This is a genomic window from Rhizobium anhuiense bv. trifolii, assembly GCF_024346605.1.
Lineage (GTDB): Bacteria > Pseudomonadota > Alphaproteobacteria > Rhizobiales > Rhizobiaceae > Rhizobium > Rhizobium anhuiense.
Genome location: NZ_CP098803.1, coordinates 3,792,762 through 3,810,370, shown reverse-complemented (window position 1 = coordinate 3,810,370; position 17,609 = coordinate 3,792,762). Strand labels below are relative to the sequence as shown.

General features: G+C 61.8%; 16 protein-coding genes. 11 read left to right on the top strand and 5 right to left on the bottom strand.

Annotated features, from left to right (window positions below; translation table 11 throughout):
- The first annotated feature begins 13 nt into the window (after nt 1–13).
- Nucleotides 14–916, top strand: coding sequence for a DMT family transporter (locus NE851_RS27515; protein WP_097542041.1), 903 nt, complete (start codon nt 14–16; stop codon nt 914–916).
- A gap of 160 nt (nt 917–1,076) precedes the next feature.
- Here NE851_RS27515 and NE851_RS27510 read toward each other — a convergent pair whose 3' ends face one another.
- The 3 genes from NE851_RS27510 to NE851_RS27500 all read right to left on the bottom strand — a co-directional run bounded on the left by NE851_RS27510 (nt 1,077) and on the right by NE851_RS27500 (nt 5,287).
- On the bottom strand, nt 1,077–2,756 hold the full coding sequence (locus NE851_RS27510; protein ID WP_254962452.1) for a DEAD/DEAH box helicase: 1,680 nt from the start codon (nt 2,754–2,756) through the stop codon (nt 1,077–1,079).
- A gap of 246 nt (nt 2,757–3,002) precedes the next feature.
- On the bottom strand, nt 3,003–4,118 hold the full coding sequence (locus NE851_RS27505) for a DNA alkylation repair protein (protein ID WP_254959187.1): 1,116 nt from the start codon (nt 4,116–4,118) through the stop codon (nt 3,003–3,005).
- Nucleotides 4,119–4,258: 140 nt separating this feature from the next.
- Nucleotides 4,259–5,287: a LacI family DNA-binding transcriptional regulator gene (locus tag NE851_RS27500; protein WP_063474466.1), complete on the bottom strand. Its 1,029-nt coding sequence runs from the start codon at nt 5,285–5,287 to the stop codon at nt 4,259–4,261.
- A gap of 160 nt (nt 5,288–5,447) precedes the next feature.
- Between NE851_RS27500 and NE851_RS27495 the strand changes: the two genes are divergently transcribed.
- Nucleotides 5,448–6,395: a dihydrodipicolinate synthase family protein gene (locus NE851_RS27495; RefSeq protein ID WP_254959183.1), complete on the top strand. Its 948-nt coding sequence runs from the start codon at nt 5,448–5,450 to the stop codon at nt 6,393–6,395.
- 197 nt (nt 6,396–6,592) lie between these two features.
- Nucleotides 6,593–7,978: an MFS transporter gene (locus NE851_RS27490; RefSeq protein WP_097542045.1), complete on the top strand. Its 1,386-nt coding sequence runs from the start codon at nt 6,593–6,595 to the stop codon at nt 7,976–7,978.
- A 172-nt stretch (nt 7,979–8,150) separates the two neighbouring features.
- Here the strand turns inward: NE851_RS27490 and NE851_RS27485 are convergent, their stop codons facing one another.
- Nucleotides 8,151–8,459: a hypothetical protein gene (locus tag NE851_RS27485; RefSeq protein ID WP_063474469.1), complete on the bottom strand. Its 309-nt coding sequence runs from the start codon at nt 8,457–8,459 to the stop codon at nt 8,151–8,153.
- 295 nt (nt 8,460–8,754) lie between these two features.
- On the opposite strand from NE851_RS27485, the gene NE851_RS27480 reads away from it, so the two are divergent.
- A complete protein-coding gene (locus NE851_RS27480; protein WP_254959178.1) occupies nt 8,755–12,120 on the top strand; it encodes a response regulator in 3,366 nt (1,121 codons plus the stop codon).
- Here NE851_RS27480 and mnmC2 read toward each other — a convergent pair.
- On the bottom strand, nt 12,117–12,857 hold the full coding sequence (mnmC2, locus tag NE851_RS27475; protein ID WP_063474471.1) for a tRNA (5-methylaminomethyl-2-thiouridine)(34)-methyltransferase MnmC2: 741 nt from the start codon (nt 12,855–12,857) through the stop codon (nt 12,117–12,119). The genes NE851_RS27480 and mnmC2 overlap by 4 nt on opposite strands.
- Here mnmC2 and NE851_RS27470 point away from each other — a divergent pair.
- From NE851_RS27470 to uraH, 7 genes are all read left to right on the top strand, one after another.
- Entirely contained in the window at nt 12,856–14,034 is a 1,179-nt protein-coding gene (locus tag NE851_RS27470; protein ID WP_183904810.1) for an NAD(P)/FAD-dependent oxidoreductase, read from the top strand. The genes mnmC2 and NE851_RS27470 overlap by 2 nt on opposite strands.
- A 114-nt stretch (nt 14,035–14,148) precedes the next feature.
- Nucleotides 14,149–14,856 (top strand): DUF1045 domain-containing protein, encoded by a 708-nt coding sequence (locus NE851_RS27465; protein WP_254959175.1) that lies wholly within the window; start codon nt 14,149–14,151, stop codon nt 14,854–14,856.
- A gap of 111 nt (nt 14,857–14,967) precedes the next feature.
- Entirely contained in the window at nt 14,968–15,891 is a 924-nt protein-coding gene (puuE, locus tag NE851_RS27460; RefSeq protein ID WP_254959173.1) for an allantoinase PuuE, read from the top strand.
- A complete protein-coding gene (uraD, locus tag NE851_RS27455; RefSeq protein WP_254959171.1) occupies nt 15,891–16,391 on the top strand; it encodes a 2-oxo-4-hydroxy-4-carboxy-5-ureidoimidazoline decarboxylase in 501 nt (166 codons plus the stop codon). Before puuE ends, uraD begins: the two co-directional genes overlap by 1 nt.
- Entirely contained in the window at nt 16,388–16,750 is a 363-nt protein-coding gene (locus NE851_RS27450; protein ID WP_047611413.1) for a HepT-like ribonuclease domain-containing protein, read from the top strand. The genes uraD and NE851_RS27450 overlap by 4 nt, the downstream gene beginning before the upstream one ends.
- A 4-nt stretch (nt 16,751–16,754) precedes the next feature.
- Nucleotides 16,755–17,255 (top strand): ureidoglycolate lyase, encoded by a 501-nt coding sequence (locus NE851_RS27445; RefSeq protein ID WP_438270077.1) that lies wholly within the window; start codon nt 16,755–16,757, stop codon nt 17,253–17,255.
- Nucleotides 17,252–17,608, top strand: coding sequence for a hydroxyisourate hydrolase (gene uraH, locus NE851_RS27440; RefSeq protein ID WP_028759000.1), 357 nt, complete (start codon nt 17,252–17,254; stop codon nt 17,606–17,608). The genes NE851_RS27445 and uraH overlap by 4 nt, the downstream gene beginning before the upstream one ends.
- Nucleotide 17,609: the final 1 nt, after the last annotated feature.

Here is a 17,609-nt window from a genome sequence, read left to right as displayed (position 1 = left end):
ATTGCGAGCCGCCATGTCCCTCGATCGCCTTGCCCCCGCCGTTTTCGTCCTGCTCTGGTCCACGGGCTGGGTGGTGGCGAAATATGCCTCGCTGCATTCCGAGCCCTTCACCTTTCTTTCGATACGTTACGCGCTGTCGGCGGCGGCGTTTCTGGCGCTCTGCCTGGCGGTGCGGGCGCGATGGCCCAAAAGCCGGGCGACAGCGCTGCGCGCCATCTATTCCGGTTTCTTCCTGCATGGTTTCTATCTCGCCGGTCTCTGGTGGGCGATCGCCAACGGGGTGCCGGCCGGCATATCGGGCATCATCGCGGCACTGCAGCCGCTGTTGACGGCGATGGCGGCTCCTTTCCTCATCGGCGAGCGCTTGCAGCAGGCACAGAAACTTGGCCTTGCTCTCGGCTTCATCGGCATTGCCATTGCGATTTCGCCGAAGCTGCTCGATCCGGCGACCGCCGATCTCACCCATGCCGCCCTGCCGCTGGCGATCAACCTCGTCGCCATGGCGTCCGTCACCTACGGCACGCTCTACCAGAAGAAACATCTGCAATCCGGTGACCTCAGAACGATCGCGACCCTGCAATATATCGGCGCGCTGATCCTCACCCTGCCGCTTTCGCTCATCTTCGAGCATCAGCATTTCGATGGCGCCGCGCAGGCCTATGGCGCGCTCATTTGGTCGGTTTTCGGCCTGTCGATGGGCGGGGTCGGACTGCTGCTTCATCTGATCCGTCGCGGCCAGGTGTCCCGCGCCGCCTCGCTGATCTACCTGATGCCGCCGACCGTCGCGCTCGAGGCCTTCATCGCCTTCGGGGAACCGCTGACCCTGCCGTTGATCGTCGGCACCGTGGTGGTCGTGACAGGCGTCTATCTCACCAACCGCCGGGCGGTCAGCGAGCATAGGCCCGTCGAGGTATAGAGCCTGTGCGTTCTTTCGGACGCAGAAAAGACACCCTAACACTTTCAACCCTCGCATCATGCTTTCTGAAAATCGATTCCGATTCTCGGAAAGCATGATGCGGAGATAACAAAAAGGCCGGAGATATCCCCGGCCTTTCCGCTTTTCAGTCGTTCAACGATCAGGCGCGTTCGCGGCGCTGGCCGCTGCCGTTGCGGGAGCCTGAGCCACCGCGGCGGTTGCCGCCGTTGCCGTCGCGGCGTGGTTCGCCGCCCTGGGCCTGCTGCGGGCCGCGGTCTTCGCCGTGCTTGCGGGCCGGGCGGCCGTGGGCATGGCGATTATTGCCGCGGTGATGACCGCTCGGTTCGCCATTGGCGTGGGCGCCGTGATGCGCCGGACGCTGCGGCTTTGCCGAGGGGCGGAAGTCGGAGGTTGCGACCAGATCGTTATCAGGACCGAGATCCGGGGTCACTTCGCCGCGGCGCTGGCCGCGGAAATCCTCGTTACGGCTGGTCGGGCGCTCGGGGCGCGGGCGGCGCTCCTGGCGGTTGCCGCGATGCTCGGAGCGATTCTGGTCGCCACGGCCTTCGCCGCGACCATTACTTTCGCGACCCTGGCCGCCATTGCGATTGCGGTTGTTGCCGTTGCCGTTGGCACGACGGGGTGTGGCGTTCATGTTGGCCGGAGGTTCGCCGCTTGCGACGGTGATATCGATGCCCATCAGGCGTTCGATGTCACGCAGCAGCTTGGCTTCGTCAGGGGCGCAGAAGGCGATGGCGATGCCGTCGCGGCCGGCGCGCGCCGTGCGGCCGATGCGGTGGACATAGGCGTCGGGCACCTCAGGCAGATCGTAGTTGTAGACGTGGCTGACGGCCGGGATATCGATGCCGCGGGCGGCGACGTCGGTGGCGATCAGCGTCTTGATGCTGCCGTCGCGGAAGGCCTTCAGCGCCCGTTCGCGCTGACCCTGGCTCTTGTTGCCATGGATCGAGGCAACGGAATAGCCGATGTTCTCGAGATGCTTCATCAGCTTTTCCGCACCGTGCTTGGTGCGCAGGAAGACGATGGCGCGGCCATCCGGGTTTTCAGTCAGCGACTTGCGGAGCAGTTCCGTCTTGTCGTTCTTGCCGCCGACGAAATGGACGTATTGTTCGACCTTGTCGGCAGCCTTGCCCGGAGGCGTAACTTCGACCTTGACGGGATCGACGAGGTATTCGCCGGCGAGATCGGCGATCGCCTTCGGCATGGTGGCCGAGAAGAGCATGGTCTGGCGCTTCTTGGGCACCATCTTGGCGATCTTGCGCAGATCATGCACGAAGCCGAGGTCGAGCATCTGGTCGGCTTCGTCGAGCACGAGATAGCGGACCGTGGTCAGCGTGATCGCGCGGCGATTGACGAGGTCGAGCAGGCGGCCAGGCGTGGCAACGAGGATATCGGTGCCCTTTTCGAGTTGAAGCTGCTGCTTGTTGATCGAAACGCCGCCGACGACGACATTGATGCGCAGCGGCGACTTGCGGATGAACTTCTTCAGGCTCTCGGCGATCTGGTTCACCAGTTCGCGGGTCGGGGCCAGGATCAGCGTCCGCGTCGTGCGGTTGTCGGGACGCCGTTCGTCGGCGAGCAGCTTTTCGATGAGAGGCAGGCCGAAAGCGGCGGTCTTGCCTGTGCCGGTCTGGGCGAGGCCGATCAGGTCGCGGCCTTCGAGGAGGAGAGGAATGGCATGTTCCTGGATGGGTGTCGGCGTTTCGATGCCGAGCTGGAACAAAGTAGCGACGATCGGCTTGGAGACACCAAGCGATTCAAAATTAGTCAAGGCATAACCTTTCGGGGCGCCACAACGACTATTGCCGGAACGCACCATGCGATCCGGTTTCATTCTGGCGTCAAGAACCCCGCGTGAAGTGGGAACTTGTGAGTTGGAAAAAGCTTTCCAGCGCTTCTGGCCGCTCATGGGAGTGCGGCGCTCTATCGAAATGCGCTTTTGTCCCTTCTTCCTGCGTCCGTATTTTTTAGCAGGGGCACGCTCACGCGGCGGCCGGAAGGGTGAAAGCTGACCCGCATTTGGGCTAGTTCGCGTGGAAAGTCAAGTGCGGTGCACAAGAAAGCCTTAGCCTGGGTCAGCTGAGGGCATAACGAGGACGAAGCTTTCCGATGCGGTCTCCGCGCCGTTGACGAGGATGGCGATGCGGTGTTTGCCGGGATAATAGCGCCGCGTCGTGATTGGCCGCATGGCGTGGCGGCGCTCAATCGTCTGGCTTTGCCCGGGCGCGAGCGTGATCGTCCTGCACTTGAAGACCTTGGGCGAGAGCGAACCGTCGCCCTTCATATGGTGGATGGCGTAGTCGATCATCAGCGATTGCGGGACCTCGCCGGCATTCGTCAACCGGATTTCGAAATCCAACCCTTCGCCGAACATCACCTCACCGTTGACGAGCCGTAATTCGCATTGGAGCGAAGCGGTGGCGGCGAAGCCGAAATTGGTGAGCGCCTGCGCGTGGCCCTTCTTCAGAAGCGTGCGCGAGGCGTGTTTCAGCAGCCAGCGGCGTTCGGGCGAAGCGGCATCGATATGACAGGCGATGAAGGCGGCGACCATATCGGGGTGATCCTTGGCGACGTCGTTCAGGCTGTTGGCGACGGAACGGCGCACATAATCCTCCGGGTCATCCATCAGCGCGGTCAGAATGGGCAGGATCGGCGCCGGGTCCTTTACGAGCTGCGGCAGGCGCATGGCCCAAGGAAGACGTGGCCGCGTTCCCTCGCTCGCCAGCCGGCGCACATGCCGGTCGGGATCGCCGACCCAGCCGGAAATGATGGCGAGTGCGCGTTGCTGGTCGCGGTGGATGAATTGCCGGATGCCGAATTCGGCAGTGAAATGCGGCGTCAGCGCCTTCAGCAGGTCGAGGCCGAGATCGAAATGATCAAGGCCGCGCGCAGCGATGAACTGATTGACCGGCAACAGCATCCAGCCGGAGAGCCCCGGCCTGCCGGTGGCGGGCAGGCTTGCCATCAGAATGGCTGCGGCCTCGCGGAAATCATCGGGAAGCGTCGCAAACAGCGCGTCGCGGATCAGCGCCGAGCGCTCCATCAGTTCCAGCGCCGTGAGGCCATTGGTCGCCAGCGTCACGAAACGGTCTCTGTCGAAAGCCGACGCGTTGCCACCAATACGATCGGCCATATCGCCGACCAGCGCTTCATGCAGCAGGTTCTTGAGCGGTTCCGGCATGCTGGGGTCCTTCCTCTATGCGGCGGCCGCATGAGGGCGGCTTGGTCTGCGAAACAGCTGGCCTTTGTTGGAGAATAGAGTGATCGCATCCACCCGAGCAATCGGGTGCAGATAGCGGAAGCGCGCGACTTCGCGACCTTTCAACGCAACGGTGCCGTCGATTTCCTTGGAATGAGGGTGGGGGCCGAGATCCGAATGCGCTCCTCGGCAGGACTGTTGTCACCTGCAAGAAGATCAAGGGCGTTTGATGCAATTTGCTCGAACGGCACCCGTAGTGTCGTGAGCGGTGTGGGGAGGTGGCTGACAATCGGAATGTCGTTATAGCCTACGATCGAGATGTCCTGCGGCACGGAAAGGCCAAGTTTCGTCAGTCCCGACAAAGCGCCGATGGCAGTATTGTCGTTGACGGCGAAAACGGCGGTTGGACGTGGACTGAGATGCATCAGTGTCTCGACGGCTACCGCACCGGACTCGATGCCGAATGTCGAGGGAATGATGTATGAGGGATCTGCATTCAATCCAGCCTCTTCCAGGGCGTGGCGGAAACCCTCCACGCGCCCCCGCGAACTGGAGGCATAGGATGGACCGGCAATGACGCCAATTCTGCGGTGGCCGAGATCGAGGAGATGGCGGGCCGCGAGGTAGCCACCGAGCCTGTCATCGCCGACTGACGAGAGGCTGTGGCCATCCGTTCGGAGCGCCAGGACATAGGGAATGCCGCGTTTTGCCAGCTCGTCCGGAAAGTCATCGTCTTCCCGCGCTGTCGAAAGAATCAATCCATCGACACCCCGCTTCAATAGAGACTCGGCCGCAAGCCGGTCTGCTCTTGGCTTGTCGTCGGTCGTTGCGACAATCGCGAAGCGGCCACTACGGCTGCAGGCCTTGGCCAGCGCTTCGTAAAGCATGGCCATGACCGTATCCGTCAGCCTGGGTACAATCACCCCGACCGTCATCGTGTTGCCGCGCCTGAGGCTCGCTGCAGAAACATCCCGAACGTATCCGAGCTCTTCGGCAACCTTGCGCACGCGCCGCGCGGTCTCACTGTCGGAGCGCGGAAGCCTCTCGTCCAGAATGCGGGACACGGTAGACTTGGAGACGCCGGCTGCGGCAGCCACGCCGTGAATAGTGACGCGGGTCTGTCCCGGAACTTCATCCGCTTTTGAATTCATTGAGCCTTTTCCATACGAGTCGGCATTGGGCCGCCGCTCTCAGCATGCACCAAAAAAGATATTGACTCCAGGAAATTCAAGAACGATAGTGGGAACGTTCCCGTAAACGATCCTATAGCGATCGCGAGTGAACCGCGATCGCACGAAGGAGGAGACCAATATGCAACCGATGGATATGCGCGGGCTGAGCCCGGCCCCCGTTACCGCTTTCACCCGTGACGGCGAAGTTGATCACAAAGCCAACGCCAAGCTCGCCAAATGGCTGGTCTCGATGGAAGGCGTCAAAAGCCTCGTCATCCTCGGCCATGCCGGCGAGGGCACCTTCCTCACGGAAGAGGAGCGCCTTGCTCTCATCCGCACATATGTTGAAGCAGTCGACGGTGCCGTTCCGATCATTGCCGGGATTACCGGTGAAGGCACGAAGGTCGCCGCTGAAGAGGCCAGGAAATGCAAAGCCGCGGGTGCCACCGGCGCACTCGTCTATCCCAACCACGGCTGGCTGCGTTTCGGCTTTCAGAAGGGAGCGCCTCAGGATCGCTACAAGGCAATCTGGCAGGAGTCCGGCCTCCAGTGCATCCTGTTCCAATATCCCGACGCCACCAAGGCATCTTACGATCTCGATACACAGCTTGCGATTGCCACACAGGAAGGCGTCGTCGCCACCAAGAACGGCGTGCGCAATATGAAGCGCTGGTATGTCGAAATTCCAGAGCTGAAGAAAGCCAATCCAAAGCTGCAGGTTCTGAGCTGCCACGATGAATGGCTGCTGCCAACCATGTTCGATGTCGATGGCCTGCTCGTCGGCTATGGCAATATCGCGCCGGAGTTGCTCATCGACCTGATCAAAGCCGGCAAGGCGCAGGACTATCCGGAAGCGCGCAAGATCTTCGAGCGCCTTCTTCCGGTGACGCGTGCCGTCTATCATCGCGGCTCTCATATGGAAGGCACTGTGGCCCTGAAACTCGGCCTCGTGCACCGCGGTATCCTGGACCACGCCACGATCCGCGAGCCGCTGAAGAGCCTTGGCGACAAGGCAGAATCGGAGATTTTTGCTGCCTTCGACGCTGCCGGTATTGGTCGCGTTGACCAACTGCTGGCTGCCGAGTGACCTCTTTGACGCCCCTGCGCAGGTCGCAGGGGCGCATTGCAAAGGGAGGAGGAAGTCATGGAAACCCGCCGAGGCAGGTTTGAACGTCTTTGAAGGCCATTGCTCTGACAGGACAAACTGACGCGCAGTAGCAACCATCAAGCAGGAGCGCCCCTGGCCGGGAGAGTGGTAGGCCACGGGGCGAGAAGGAGGAACCAATGAATGTCATGCAGCCTATACCGGCTGAGACGGCGAATGCCGCTGATCCTCAGGCCGAAATCAGCGCTCGTCTGGAGCGCCTCCCCATCACCCGCGAGGTGTTCTGGGCGCGCAATATCGTCGGCGCCGCAACGTTCTTCGACGGCTACACGGTCATCGCTATCGCTTATGCCATGCCCGTCCTCGTCCGCGAGTGGGGCCTGAGCCCCTCACAGACCGGCATGATCCTATCGATGGGCTATCTGGGACAGTTGATCGGTGCGATCCTGTTTGGCTGGCTTGCCGAGAAGGTCGGCCGGCTGAAAGTTCTTCTCTTCACGATCCTGCTCTTCGTCAGCATGGATGTCGCATGCCTGTTCGCTGCCGGGGCCGGCATGATGATGGCCTTCCGTTTCGTCCAGGGGATCGGCACCGGCGGCGAGGTCCCGGTCGCCAGCGCCTATATCAACGAGTTGATCGGGTCGAAGGGGCGCGGCAAGTTCTTCCTCCTTTATGAGGTCATGTTCTTGTTGGGCCTCGTCGGCGCCGGGCTGATCGGCTACTTCATGGTACCGGTTTACGGTTGGAAGGCGATGTTCGTCGTCGGCCTCGTTCCCGCAATCCTGATGATTCCGCTGCGCTGGTTCCTCAAGGAATCACCGCGTTGGCTGGCTGCCAACGGCCGATACGGCGAAGCAAACGCTATCGTCACCCGCATGGAAGAAAGCGCTCGTGCCGCCGGCAAGGAACTGCCCGAACCGAAGCTCATCCAAGCGCCGGTCCGCCGCACGTCAGACTGGCGCGAGCTCTTCCAGGGCGTTTACCTGAAGCGGACGCTTTCCATCTGGGCAATGTGGTTTACCGCCTATACGGTGGCCAACGGTACGATCACCTGGCTGCCGACCCTTTATCGACAGGTCTTCAACCTGCCGCTTCAAACCAGCATCTTCTATGGTTTCCTGACGTCAGTCGGCGGCGTGATCGCGGCTGTCATCTGCGCGCTGCTCATCGATAAAGTGGGGCGCAAGCGTTGGTACACGGGTGCGCTGCTTCTCGCTCCCGTGCCGCTGCTGGCCCTCGCATGGCTCGGCGCGACCTCTCCCATCCAGGTTTTGGTTCTTGCCGGTCTCGCTTATGCGATCGTCCAGACCGTCACATTTTCCTTGTACCTGTACTCGGCAGAGATCTACCCGACGCGCCTCAGGGCACTGGGAACAGGAACCGGTAGCGCCTGGCTTCGCTTGGGGTCATCGACCGGCCCGATCCTCGTCGGCACGGTGATGTCTTCCATGGGCATCCAGTATGTCTTCGTGAGCTTCGCAGCCATTCTGATCGTCGGTGCAATCATCACCATGCTGTTTGCAATAGAAACCAAGGATCGCGTGCTGGAGGAGCTTTCTCCGTAACGGTTCAAAATGTGGTCTGATTGGCTTTGATCTGGCGGATGAAAATCCGCCAGTTTCATTTGATTGCCGTTGCAGCAATTCAAAGTGTTACAGCGCCGCACGTCTGAAAGCCGCGCGGCGCTGTCATGGACCGGCGTCTGCGAAGGTCAAGCGGCGCCGAATTGAGGCTTCTCTATTCCGGGCAGACTTTGACGCGGTAGGGATCGCCCCAGCGATCATGCCGCCATTCGAGATGGCAATAGGACGGCCGGTAATAGGTCCTATAGACGGGATAGGGGCGATAAACAGGATAGGCGGGATAGACAGGGTAGGCGGGACGGGCGGCCTCGGACAGCAGCGCGCCGCCGACGACGCCGGCGGCAAGGCCGCCCCAGAAGGCATCGCGTGGACGGGCATCGGCGGTGGTAGCGGTGGCGAGCGAGGCGCCGGCAAAGGTCAGCGCGATCAGGCCCGTCGCCATGGTCTTATGAAAAACGGACATGCTATTTTCCTTTCATGGCTGGCTTCCAATAAAGCCATGTCGAGACTCGGCCTGGATCACGGCGCCGCAATGGCCGCGCAAGCGGTTTCGGCATTAAATTTTTGTCATGATTTCAGCGGATCCCCTGCTTTCAAGTCTGGGCGGTCAAGGTGAGTTGTCTTCAACTTGGCGAGCCGGAAATTGGCGAGCCGGCCCGTAAAATTTCGCTATCGAAATTTATGGTTAAAACCTTGTTAAAAGCCTTGGCGTTATAGTTTTTGTAGTCGATATTTCATTCATTGCTGGAGCTATATTTTTGAAATCAGCCGGGGACCTTCTGGAGTTGGCTTGCCGCCGGATCGCTGATCTGGATACCCCGGCCTATGTCAAGAACAGCGAGCTGCGCTATATCGCCGTCAACGAGGCCTATGCCCGTTTTCTGGGCCGCGAAATCTCCGATTTCATCGGCAGACGCAGCCGCGAACTCTTCGACCGTCCCGAGGAAGAGGAGCGCGAGGACAGGGAACGCCGCGCGCTGGTGTTCGGCACCGAGGAAAGCGCCATCTGTTTCGATGCGGCAGGCCTTGGCCATGAGCGCATTCAGATCGAAAGCTTCTCTCCGTCGCCGGAGCGGGCCTATGTGCTCGGCATTTTCGAAGTGCGCGAGGCGCCGCGCCGCGCCGTTGGCGATAGCGGTGTCGCCGCCGATTTCGCTCGCGTGCGCGAGGTGCTGGAAAAGCTTGATCATCCGATCGGCATCTTTGCCGGGGACGGCCGCCCGCTGGTCGTCAACGCCGCCTACCGTAATGGCGCCAAGCCTGCGGCCGCCGGAGATTCGGCCTGGGGCGAGAGCGTCAACGAACTCGACGTTCTCCGCACTGTCCTGGAGGACCTACCGGTTGCAGTCTTCGTGCGCGATGACGGGCACCGCCTGGTCTATGCCAATAAATATTACGACACCTTCAGCGGCCACGACCGCTCCCAGATACTGGGAATGACCGAATATGAAATGTTCGGGCCGGAAGGTGGCGAGGCGATCTATCAGGAAAACCTGCTGGCGTTGAAGTACGGCACGTCGGTGGAGATCGAAAGCGAAATGCCGAGCAAGAGCGGCCACGTCTATCCCGTCATCTCGCGCGTCAACCGCGTCATGACGGCGGACGGCCGCACTTATGTCGTCGGCTCTTTTTCCGACATCTCGCCGCTCAAGGAACGCGAAAAGGCGCTGATTGCGTCGCGCAAGCAGGAAGAAATCCTGCACCGGGATATCGAAAGCATCCTGCGTTCGCTGCCGGTCGGCGTGCTGATCCTCGATAACGACCATCGGATTCTCTACGTCAACGACGAATTCTACAGCATCTGGGATCTGCCGCTCGACGATCGCTTCGACGGTCGCCACTTCATCGACGTCATCCGCCGCAATTACGAGCTCGGTCGCTACGACGGCACGCAGACGCCGGAGGAAATCTACGCCTTCCGCAAGCACCTGTTCGAGACAGATGAGCCGGAGCCGATCGAACTCGGCTGGGCGGGCAGCAAATCCGTCATCTTCGACAGCCGCCGCCTCTCCCACGACCGCATCCTGCTTTCTTATGCCGATATTTCGGCGGTGCGCGAACGGGAAAAGGAAATCCACGAGGCGCGTGCGGCGCTGGAGCAGGTCGGCGAGATGATGCGCGATGCAACGCGCGCCATGTCGCAGGGGATCGCCATCGTCCAGGACGGCATCATCAAGCTATCCAACGAAGCGCTTTCAGAGATCCTGCGCATTCCGGCCCCCTATATCGAGCCAGGCGTGAGCTGGCTCGGGCTCTTCGATTTCTGCGCGGTGCGCGGCGATTTCCATGATGCGGCGGCCGAGATCCTGCAGGGCTGGCGCGCCAATATTGCGGCGCGGCAGCCGATTTCCACCGTCTTCCATGTCGCCGGGGAACGCTGGGTCAACATGGAGGCGACGGTCAGCGAGGGGCAGCATTGGGTGGCGCTCTTCACCGACGTCACCGAGCTGAAGAGCCGTGAGGAGGAACTGCGGCAGCTGCTGTCGCGCGCCGAAGCCGCCGACCGCGCCAAATCCGAATTCCTCGCCAATATGAGCCACGAGATCCGCACGCCGATGAACGGCGTTCTTGGCATGGCGGAGCTGCTTGCCAAGACCAATCTCGACACGCGCCAGAAGACTTTCGTCGACATCATCGTCAAATCGGGCAATGCGCTGCTGACGATTATCAATGACATCCTCGACTTCTCGAAGATCGATGCCGGACAGATGAAACTGCGCAAGGCCGCCTTCGATATTACCGAAGCGGTGGAGGACGTGGCGACACTCTTGTCTTCGCATGCCGCCGAGAAGAACATCGAGCTGCTGGTGCGGGCCGCACCCGACCTGCCTGCCGCCGTGATCGGCGATGCCGGGCGTTTCCGTCAGATCGTCACCAATCTCGTTGGCAACGCCGTCAAGTTCACCGAGCGTGGCCACGTCTTCGTCGATCTCGGCTTTCAGGCCGCCGACGGCGGCGAGATCATGGCGAGCATCCGCATCGAGGATACCGGTATCGGCATCCCGCCGGAGAAGCTCGAATCGATCTTCGACAAGTTTTCGCAGGTGGACGCCTCCTCGACCCGCCGGCATGAGGGAACGGGCCTCGGCCTTGCGATCACTGCCGGGCTCGTCGACCTTTTCGGCGGGTATCTCAACGTCGAAAGCGAAGGCAACAAGGGCTCGGTCTTCACCGTCAATCTGCCGTTTGCGGTGGCGGCCGCCCGCATCGAACCGAAGCCGTTGCCGATCAACGTGCAGGGCGCGCGCGTCCTCGTCGTCGACGACAATGACGTGAACCGGCGCATTCTGACCGAGCAGCTTGCTCTCTGGGGTTTCGACGGCGTGGCCGCCGAAGGCGGCGGTACCGGCCTTGCGATCCTCGAGGCGGCGGCCGATCTCGGCATTGCCGTCGATGCCGTGGTGCTCGACTATCACATGCCCGATATGAACGGGGCCGATGTCGCGCGCCGGCTCCGCGCCGATCCCCGCTTTGTCGAATTGCCGATCATCTTCCTGACGTCGATGGATATTTCCGGCACGGAAAAGGAATTCGCGGCGCTCAACGGCCACGCGCATCTGATGAAGCCGGCGCGCGCCAACGTGCTGCGCAACACCGTCGTCGAAGTGGTGCGCGCCAGCCGCGTCAAGCAGGCCTCCGAGGCCGAGATTGCCCGGCTGCAGAGGGAAGCGGCGGCACCGGCAAAGCCGCCGGCACCCGCGCCGCAGAAGCGGGCGGCCGAATTCGTCGACGTGCTCGTTGCCGAGGACAACGAGGTCAACCAGATCGTCTTCACGCAGATCCTGCAGGGAACGGGTCTTTCCTTCCTCGTCGTCGAGAATGGTGAGGCGGCGGTCGCTGCCTGGGAGCGGCATACGCCGCGCATCATCATGATGGATGTCTCCATGCCCGTCATGAACGGCCATCAGGCGACCCAGACGATCCGCGAAAGGGAAAAGGGCCAGGGGCACCGCGTGCCGATCATCGGGGTCACCGCCCATGCGCTCGAAAGCGACCGCGAGCTTTGCCTCGACGCCGGCATGGACGATTACATGTCGAAGCCGATCAGCCCTGAACTATTGGAAGAGAAAATCCGGCAATGGCTCGGAACGAGCGAGCAGCAGCCGGAGCGCAGCAGCTATTAATCCGCGCGCTGACCGGGGGACGCCTTGATACCGCAGAGCATTTCGCGCTTGCCGGCGAAGCCTTGGCGGCGCTCGACGGCAAAACCGGCGGCAATGAGGTTGCGGCGCACGAAGCCGGCCGCCGCATAGGTGGCGAACGTGCCGCCGGCGGCACTTTTCTCGCAGACGAGCCGCATCAGTTCCTCCGACCACATGTCGCCGTTGCGTGACGGGGCGAAGCCGTCGAGATACCAGGCGTCGAAGCCGGGCTTTGCCGCGGCGACACCGTCGAGCGCGCGGCCGCAGACGACGCTGAGTCGCGTCTGAGGATCGAGATCGAGCGAGACGGTTCCAGCAGGCGTCTGCGGCCAGGCCGCCGTCAGCGCCTCGCGCTCGCTATCGATCTCCGGCCAATGCGACAGCGCCCGGCCGATCTCTTCGCCACGCATCGGATGGAGCTCGAAGGAGATGAAATGCAGGTGCTGGCCGCCGGCTCGGTGGAGCTTCCACTGCCGCCAGGTCTCGGCGAAGTTCAGGCCGGTGCCGAAGCCGAGCTCGCCGATCATGAATTCCTGCCGCCCGTTCCAGCGCTCAGGCAGGCCGTTGCCGGCGAGGAAGACGTGGCCGCATTCCAGCCGGCCATCCGTCTGGCAATAAAAATGATCGCCAAAGGCGGTGGAATAGGGCATATCGCCGTCGCGCCATTCGAGCGGCTGCGGCGCGCCTGCGCCAATCTGATCGGGGTTCACGTCTGTCATGGAAAAAGCCGATAATCCTCAGCAGGTCTCAGGTCAATCATCCTCGGAATTGCTGATCGTCGGCGGCGGCATCATGGGTCTCTGGGCGGCCGTCCACGCCGAGCGCCGGGGCATCCGTACCCTTATTGCTGACGCCGGCAGATTGGGCGAAGGCGCAAGCGGCGGCCTGCTCGGCGCGCTGATGCCGCATATGCCGGATCGGTGGTCTGAAAAGAAGCAGTTCCAGTTCGATGCGCTGGTCCTACTCGAAGCCGAAATCGCAGCGCTCGAAGCAATGACCGGGCTTTCCGCCGGTTATACCAGGTCCGGGCGGCTGATCCCGTTGCCGAAGCCGCATCTCAACCGCATAGCGTGCGGCCATTTCGAAGACGCCGAGCGCCATTGGCGGGCGGGCGAGCGCCGCTTCCACTGGCATGTGCTCGACAGTCCGCCGGTCGATGGCTGGATCGAGCCGTCCGCCGGCAAGAGCGGCTTCGTGCACGACACGCTCGCCGCGCGCGTTGCGCCGCGGTTGCTGATCGCGGCGCTTACCGCCTTCCTGCGGCGGGCAAAACACGTGCGGATCATCGAACATGCCAGGGTTGCAGGCCTTGATCCCGATCGCGGCACCGCCGAAATAGGCGGCGAAAGCTTGGCTTTCAGCCGCTGCATCCTTGCCGCCGGCTATCAGTCCTTTCCGCTGTTGCAGGAGCTGACGCCCGGGCTGAAGCAGCCGCTCGGCCAGCCGGTCAAAGGGCAGGCGGCTCTGTTGAAAGCCGATATCGACCCGTCGCTGCCGACGATCTTTCTCGACGGGCTCTATGTCGTCGCACATGAAGGCGGGCACGTGGCGATCGGCAGCACCAGTGAGAACCGCTTTGACGATCCCATGTCGACCGACGCCCAGCTCGACATGCTGATCGAGACGGCGCGGGTGATCGTGCCAAGCCTTCGCGACGCCCCGGTCGTCGAGCGCTGGGCAGGGCTTCGCCCGAAGGCGATCGACCGGGATCCGATGATCGGTCGCCACCCCGATCACCCACGCCTGATCGCGCTGACCGGTGGCTTCAAGGTCAGCTTCGGCCTAGCGCACCGGCTGGCGGAGGCGGCGATAGCAATCGCAGGCGATACAGATTGCGGATTTTTGTTGCCGGAAAGCTTCGCAATTTCAAGCCACATCGCGGCGGCTTCACGTTAAACGTGAATTAGGCGCCGCTGCGTTTCGTTATTCTGTCATGCAAATCACCTATCTGCTTGCGCATCGACAGCGCCTGAAGTCAGCGGCGCTCACTTCCTTGATGGAGGAAATTGCATGCGCTATGCCATTTGCTTCACGCCCCCGGCGAGCGACCCTCTATCGCTCGTGGCCGCCAGTTGGCTTGGCCGCAACGTGTTTTCGGGCGATATGGTGGAGCCTCCGGCCGTTCGTGGTCTCGGCATTCACGAGATCGCCTTCCATACCGCCGTGCCGCGGCGCTATGGTTTTCACGGCGTTTTGAAGACGCCATTTCACTTGTCTTACGAGATGTCGGAAGCGCAACTCTTGCGCGATCTGATGCGTTTTTCCGGGACCTTCGTTCCCTTCCAGATTCCGCGTATCGAAGTCGCCCGGCTCGGCAATTTCTACAGCCTGCTGCCGAGTATTCCCTGCGAGCAGATCCAGTATCTCGCCTCGGCGATCGTGCAGGAATTCGATCGTTTCCGCGCGCCGCTGAGCGAGGCCGAGATCGAACGCAGCGATCCGGACGGGCTGTCGGCGACGCAATTTGCCAATCTGCATCGCTGGGGTAGCCCTTACGTGATGGAGGAGTTCCGCTTTCATATGCCGGTGACAGGCCCTGTCAACGCGATCGACATGCCGCGCATCGAGCCGGCGCTGCAGACGATCTTCGAGCCTGTGTTATGCGAGCCGGTCACGGTTTCCAACGTGGCGCTGATGATCGAGGAGGGCACCGGCGGCCCTTTCCGCGTTCATTCGCTGCATCCGATGGGCAAGGTCAGCGCGCGCAAGATCGCCTGAATATCCAGGCTAAAGATTTGTTCCGTAATGGGAAAATCCCGTTGCGCAGTTTCCGTCTCGACATTCCGGCTGCGGATGCTACCGTTCCCCGTCTTTTCAGAAGGTGATTTGATGGTATCCGAGACCTATCCGCGCAATCTTGTCGGTTATGGGCGTTTGACGCCCGATCCGAAATGGCCGGACGAGGCACGCGTCGCCGTGCAGTTCGTCATCAACTACGAGGAGGGCGGCGAGAGTTCGATCCTTGACGGCGATCCGGCTTCCGAAAACCTGCTGTCGGAAATCGTCGGCGCAGCCGCCTGGCCTGGGCAGCGCAACCTCAACATGGAATCGATCTACGAGTATGGTTCGCGTGCCGGCTTCTGGCGGCTTTGGCGGATGTTCACCGATCTCAAGGTGCAGGCGACCGTCTACGGCGTGACGCTGGCAATGGCCCGCAACCCCGAGGCCGTCGCCGCGATGAAGGAGGCCGGTTGGGAAATTGCCAGCCACGGCTACCGCTGGCTGGAATACAAGGATTTTCCTGAAGATCTGGAGCGCAAGCATATCCTCGAAGCCGTGCGGCTGCACACCGAACTCACCGGTGAGCGGCCTTACGGCATGTATCAGGGCAAGCCTTCCGACAATACGCTTCGGCTGGTGCAGGAGGAGGGCGGTTTTCTCTATTCCTCCGATTCCTATGCCGACGACCTGCCTTATTGGGTGAAGGGCGTCGACGGGAAACCCTTCTTGATCATCCCCTATACGCTCGAAACCAACGACATGCGGTTTGCGACGCCGCAGGGCTTCAACGCCGGCGATCAGTTCTTCACCTATCTGAAGGATGCCTTCGATACTCTTTATGAGGAAGGCAAGGCGGGCAGCCCGAAGATGATGTCGGTCGGCCTGCATTGCCGTCTCGTCGGGCGCCCGGGCCGGGCGGCGGCACTGAAGCGGTTCATCGAATATGTGCTGAAGCACGAGAAGGTCTGGATTCCGCGCCGCATTGAGATCGCCGAGCACTGGCACAAGCATCATCAGCCGGATGCGCTCTGATGATGTCGCGCGAGGATTTTGTCTCCCGCTTCGGCGGCGTCTTCGAACATTCGCCTTCTATTGCCGAGCGCGCCTATGACGCCGGCCACCTGCCGGCGCCGCTGACGGCATCAGGCGTGCATGCGGCCCTTGTGGCCGTCTTCCGGGCGGCAAGCCGAGAGGAGCGTCTCGGCGTGCTGCTGGCTCATCCCGATCTTGCCGGGCGCCTCGCCATAGCAGGCGAACTCACCGAAGACAGCCGGAAGGAGCAGGCCGGCGCCGGTCTCGACCGGCTGAGCCCGGCCGAACACGGCCGCTTCACCGAACTCAATTTGGCCTATGTCGAAAAATTCGGCTTTCCCTTCATCATCGCCGTCAAGGGGCTCGGCAAAGACGACATCCTGTCGGCTTTCGAAACTCGCATCGGCAACGATCGGGACGAGGAATTTGCGACCGCGACGGCGCAGGTCGAGCGGATCGCGCTGCTACGGCTGACATCGATGCTGCCGGAGGCTGAATGAAAGAGCGGCGCGCTATCGATTATCTCAACGAGATGTATGAGGCAGCATCCGAAGCGCTGTCTTTCGTCGGCGGAATGGATGAGGCGGCGTTCGCCGGGGACAAGCTCACCTTCAAGGCGGTTGCCTTCTGCCACTTCACCATCGGTGCTGCGGCGTCCCGCCTGCTCGTCACACATCCAGAATTTGCGACCGAGCATCCCGACCTGCCATGGACGAAAATCTGTGGCACGGGCAATCGCATTCTCGAGGACGTCTTCGATCTCAATCCCTCCGAAATCTGGGAGGCGACGTATCGCACGCTGCCGGAACTTCTTTCCGCGATCGACGCTGTCCGTTACTGGCATGCCCAAGGCGAGTGAAGCCATGTCCGAATTTCTCGAGATCCGCCCGCTCACCAAATCCGCCTTCGCACCCTTCGGCGAGGTGATCGAAGCCGATCCGGCCTCGATGCGGCTCATCAATGGCGGCACGACGGAGCGTTTTCACGCGCTGGCCGCCGCTGAAGCGACGGGCGAAGGCGCACGCGTCATCATCAACCTCTTTCGTGGCCAGCCGCGTGCCTTCCCCTATGAAATCACCATGATGGAGCGGCACCCATTCGGCAGCCAGAGTTTCTCGCCGGTCTCTGGCCGTTCCTTTCTCGTCATCGTTTCCGAGGACGAGAACGGCCGTCCGCGCAGGCCGCAGGTGTTTCTGGCGCGTGGCGATCAGGGCGTGAACTACCGCCGCAACGTCTGGCATCATCCGCTGATGGTGCTCGGCCAAGCCTCAGATTTCCTGGTTGTCGACCGCGATGGGCCGGGCAATAATCTGGAAGAATTCTTCTTCGAAACCTCTTACATCGTCAAAGAGCCAGCCCTATGACCGGACTGACCACGCATGTTCTCGACACCGCCCTGGGCAAGCCCGCCGAGGGTCTGAGGATCGATCTTTTCCAGCTCGACGGCGAGATCCGCAGACATCTGAAGACGGTCGAGACCAATGCCGACGGCCGGGTCGACGGTGGCCCCATCCTGGTTGGCGAAGGCTTCCGGGCCGGCATTTATGAACTGGTCTTCCATGCTGGCGACTATCTGAGGGCGAGCGGCACGCCGCTGCCGCATCCTGCCTTCCTCGACATCGTGCCGATCCGCTTCGGTATCGCCGATGTCACGGCGCACTACCATGTGCCGCTGCTGATTTCGCCCTATGGCTATTCCACCTATCGAGGCAGCTAAA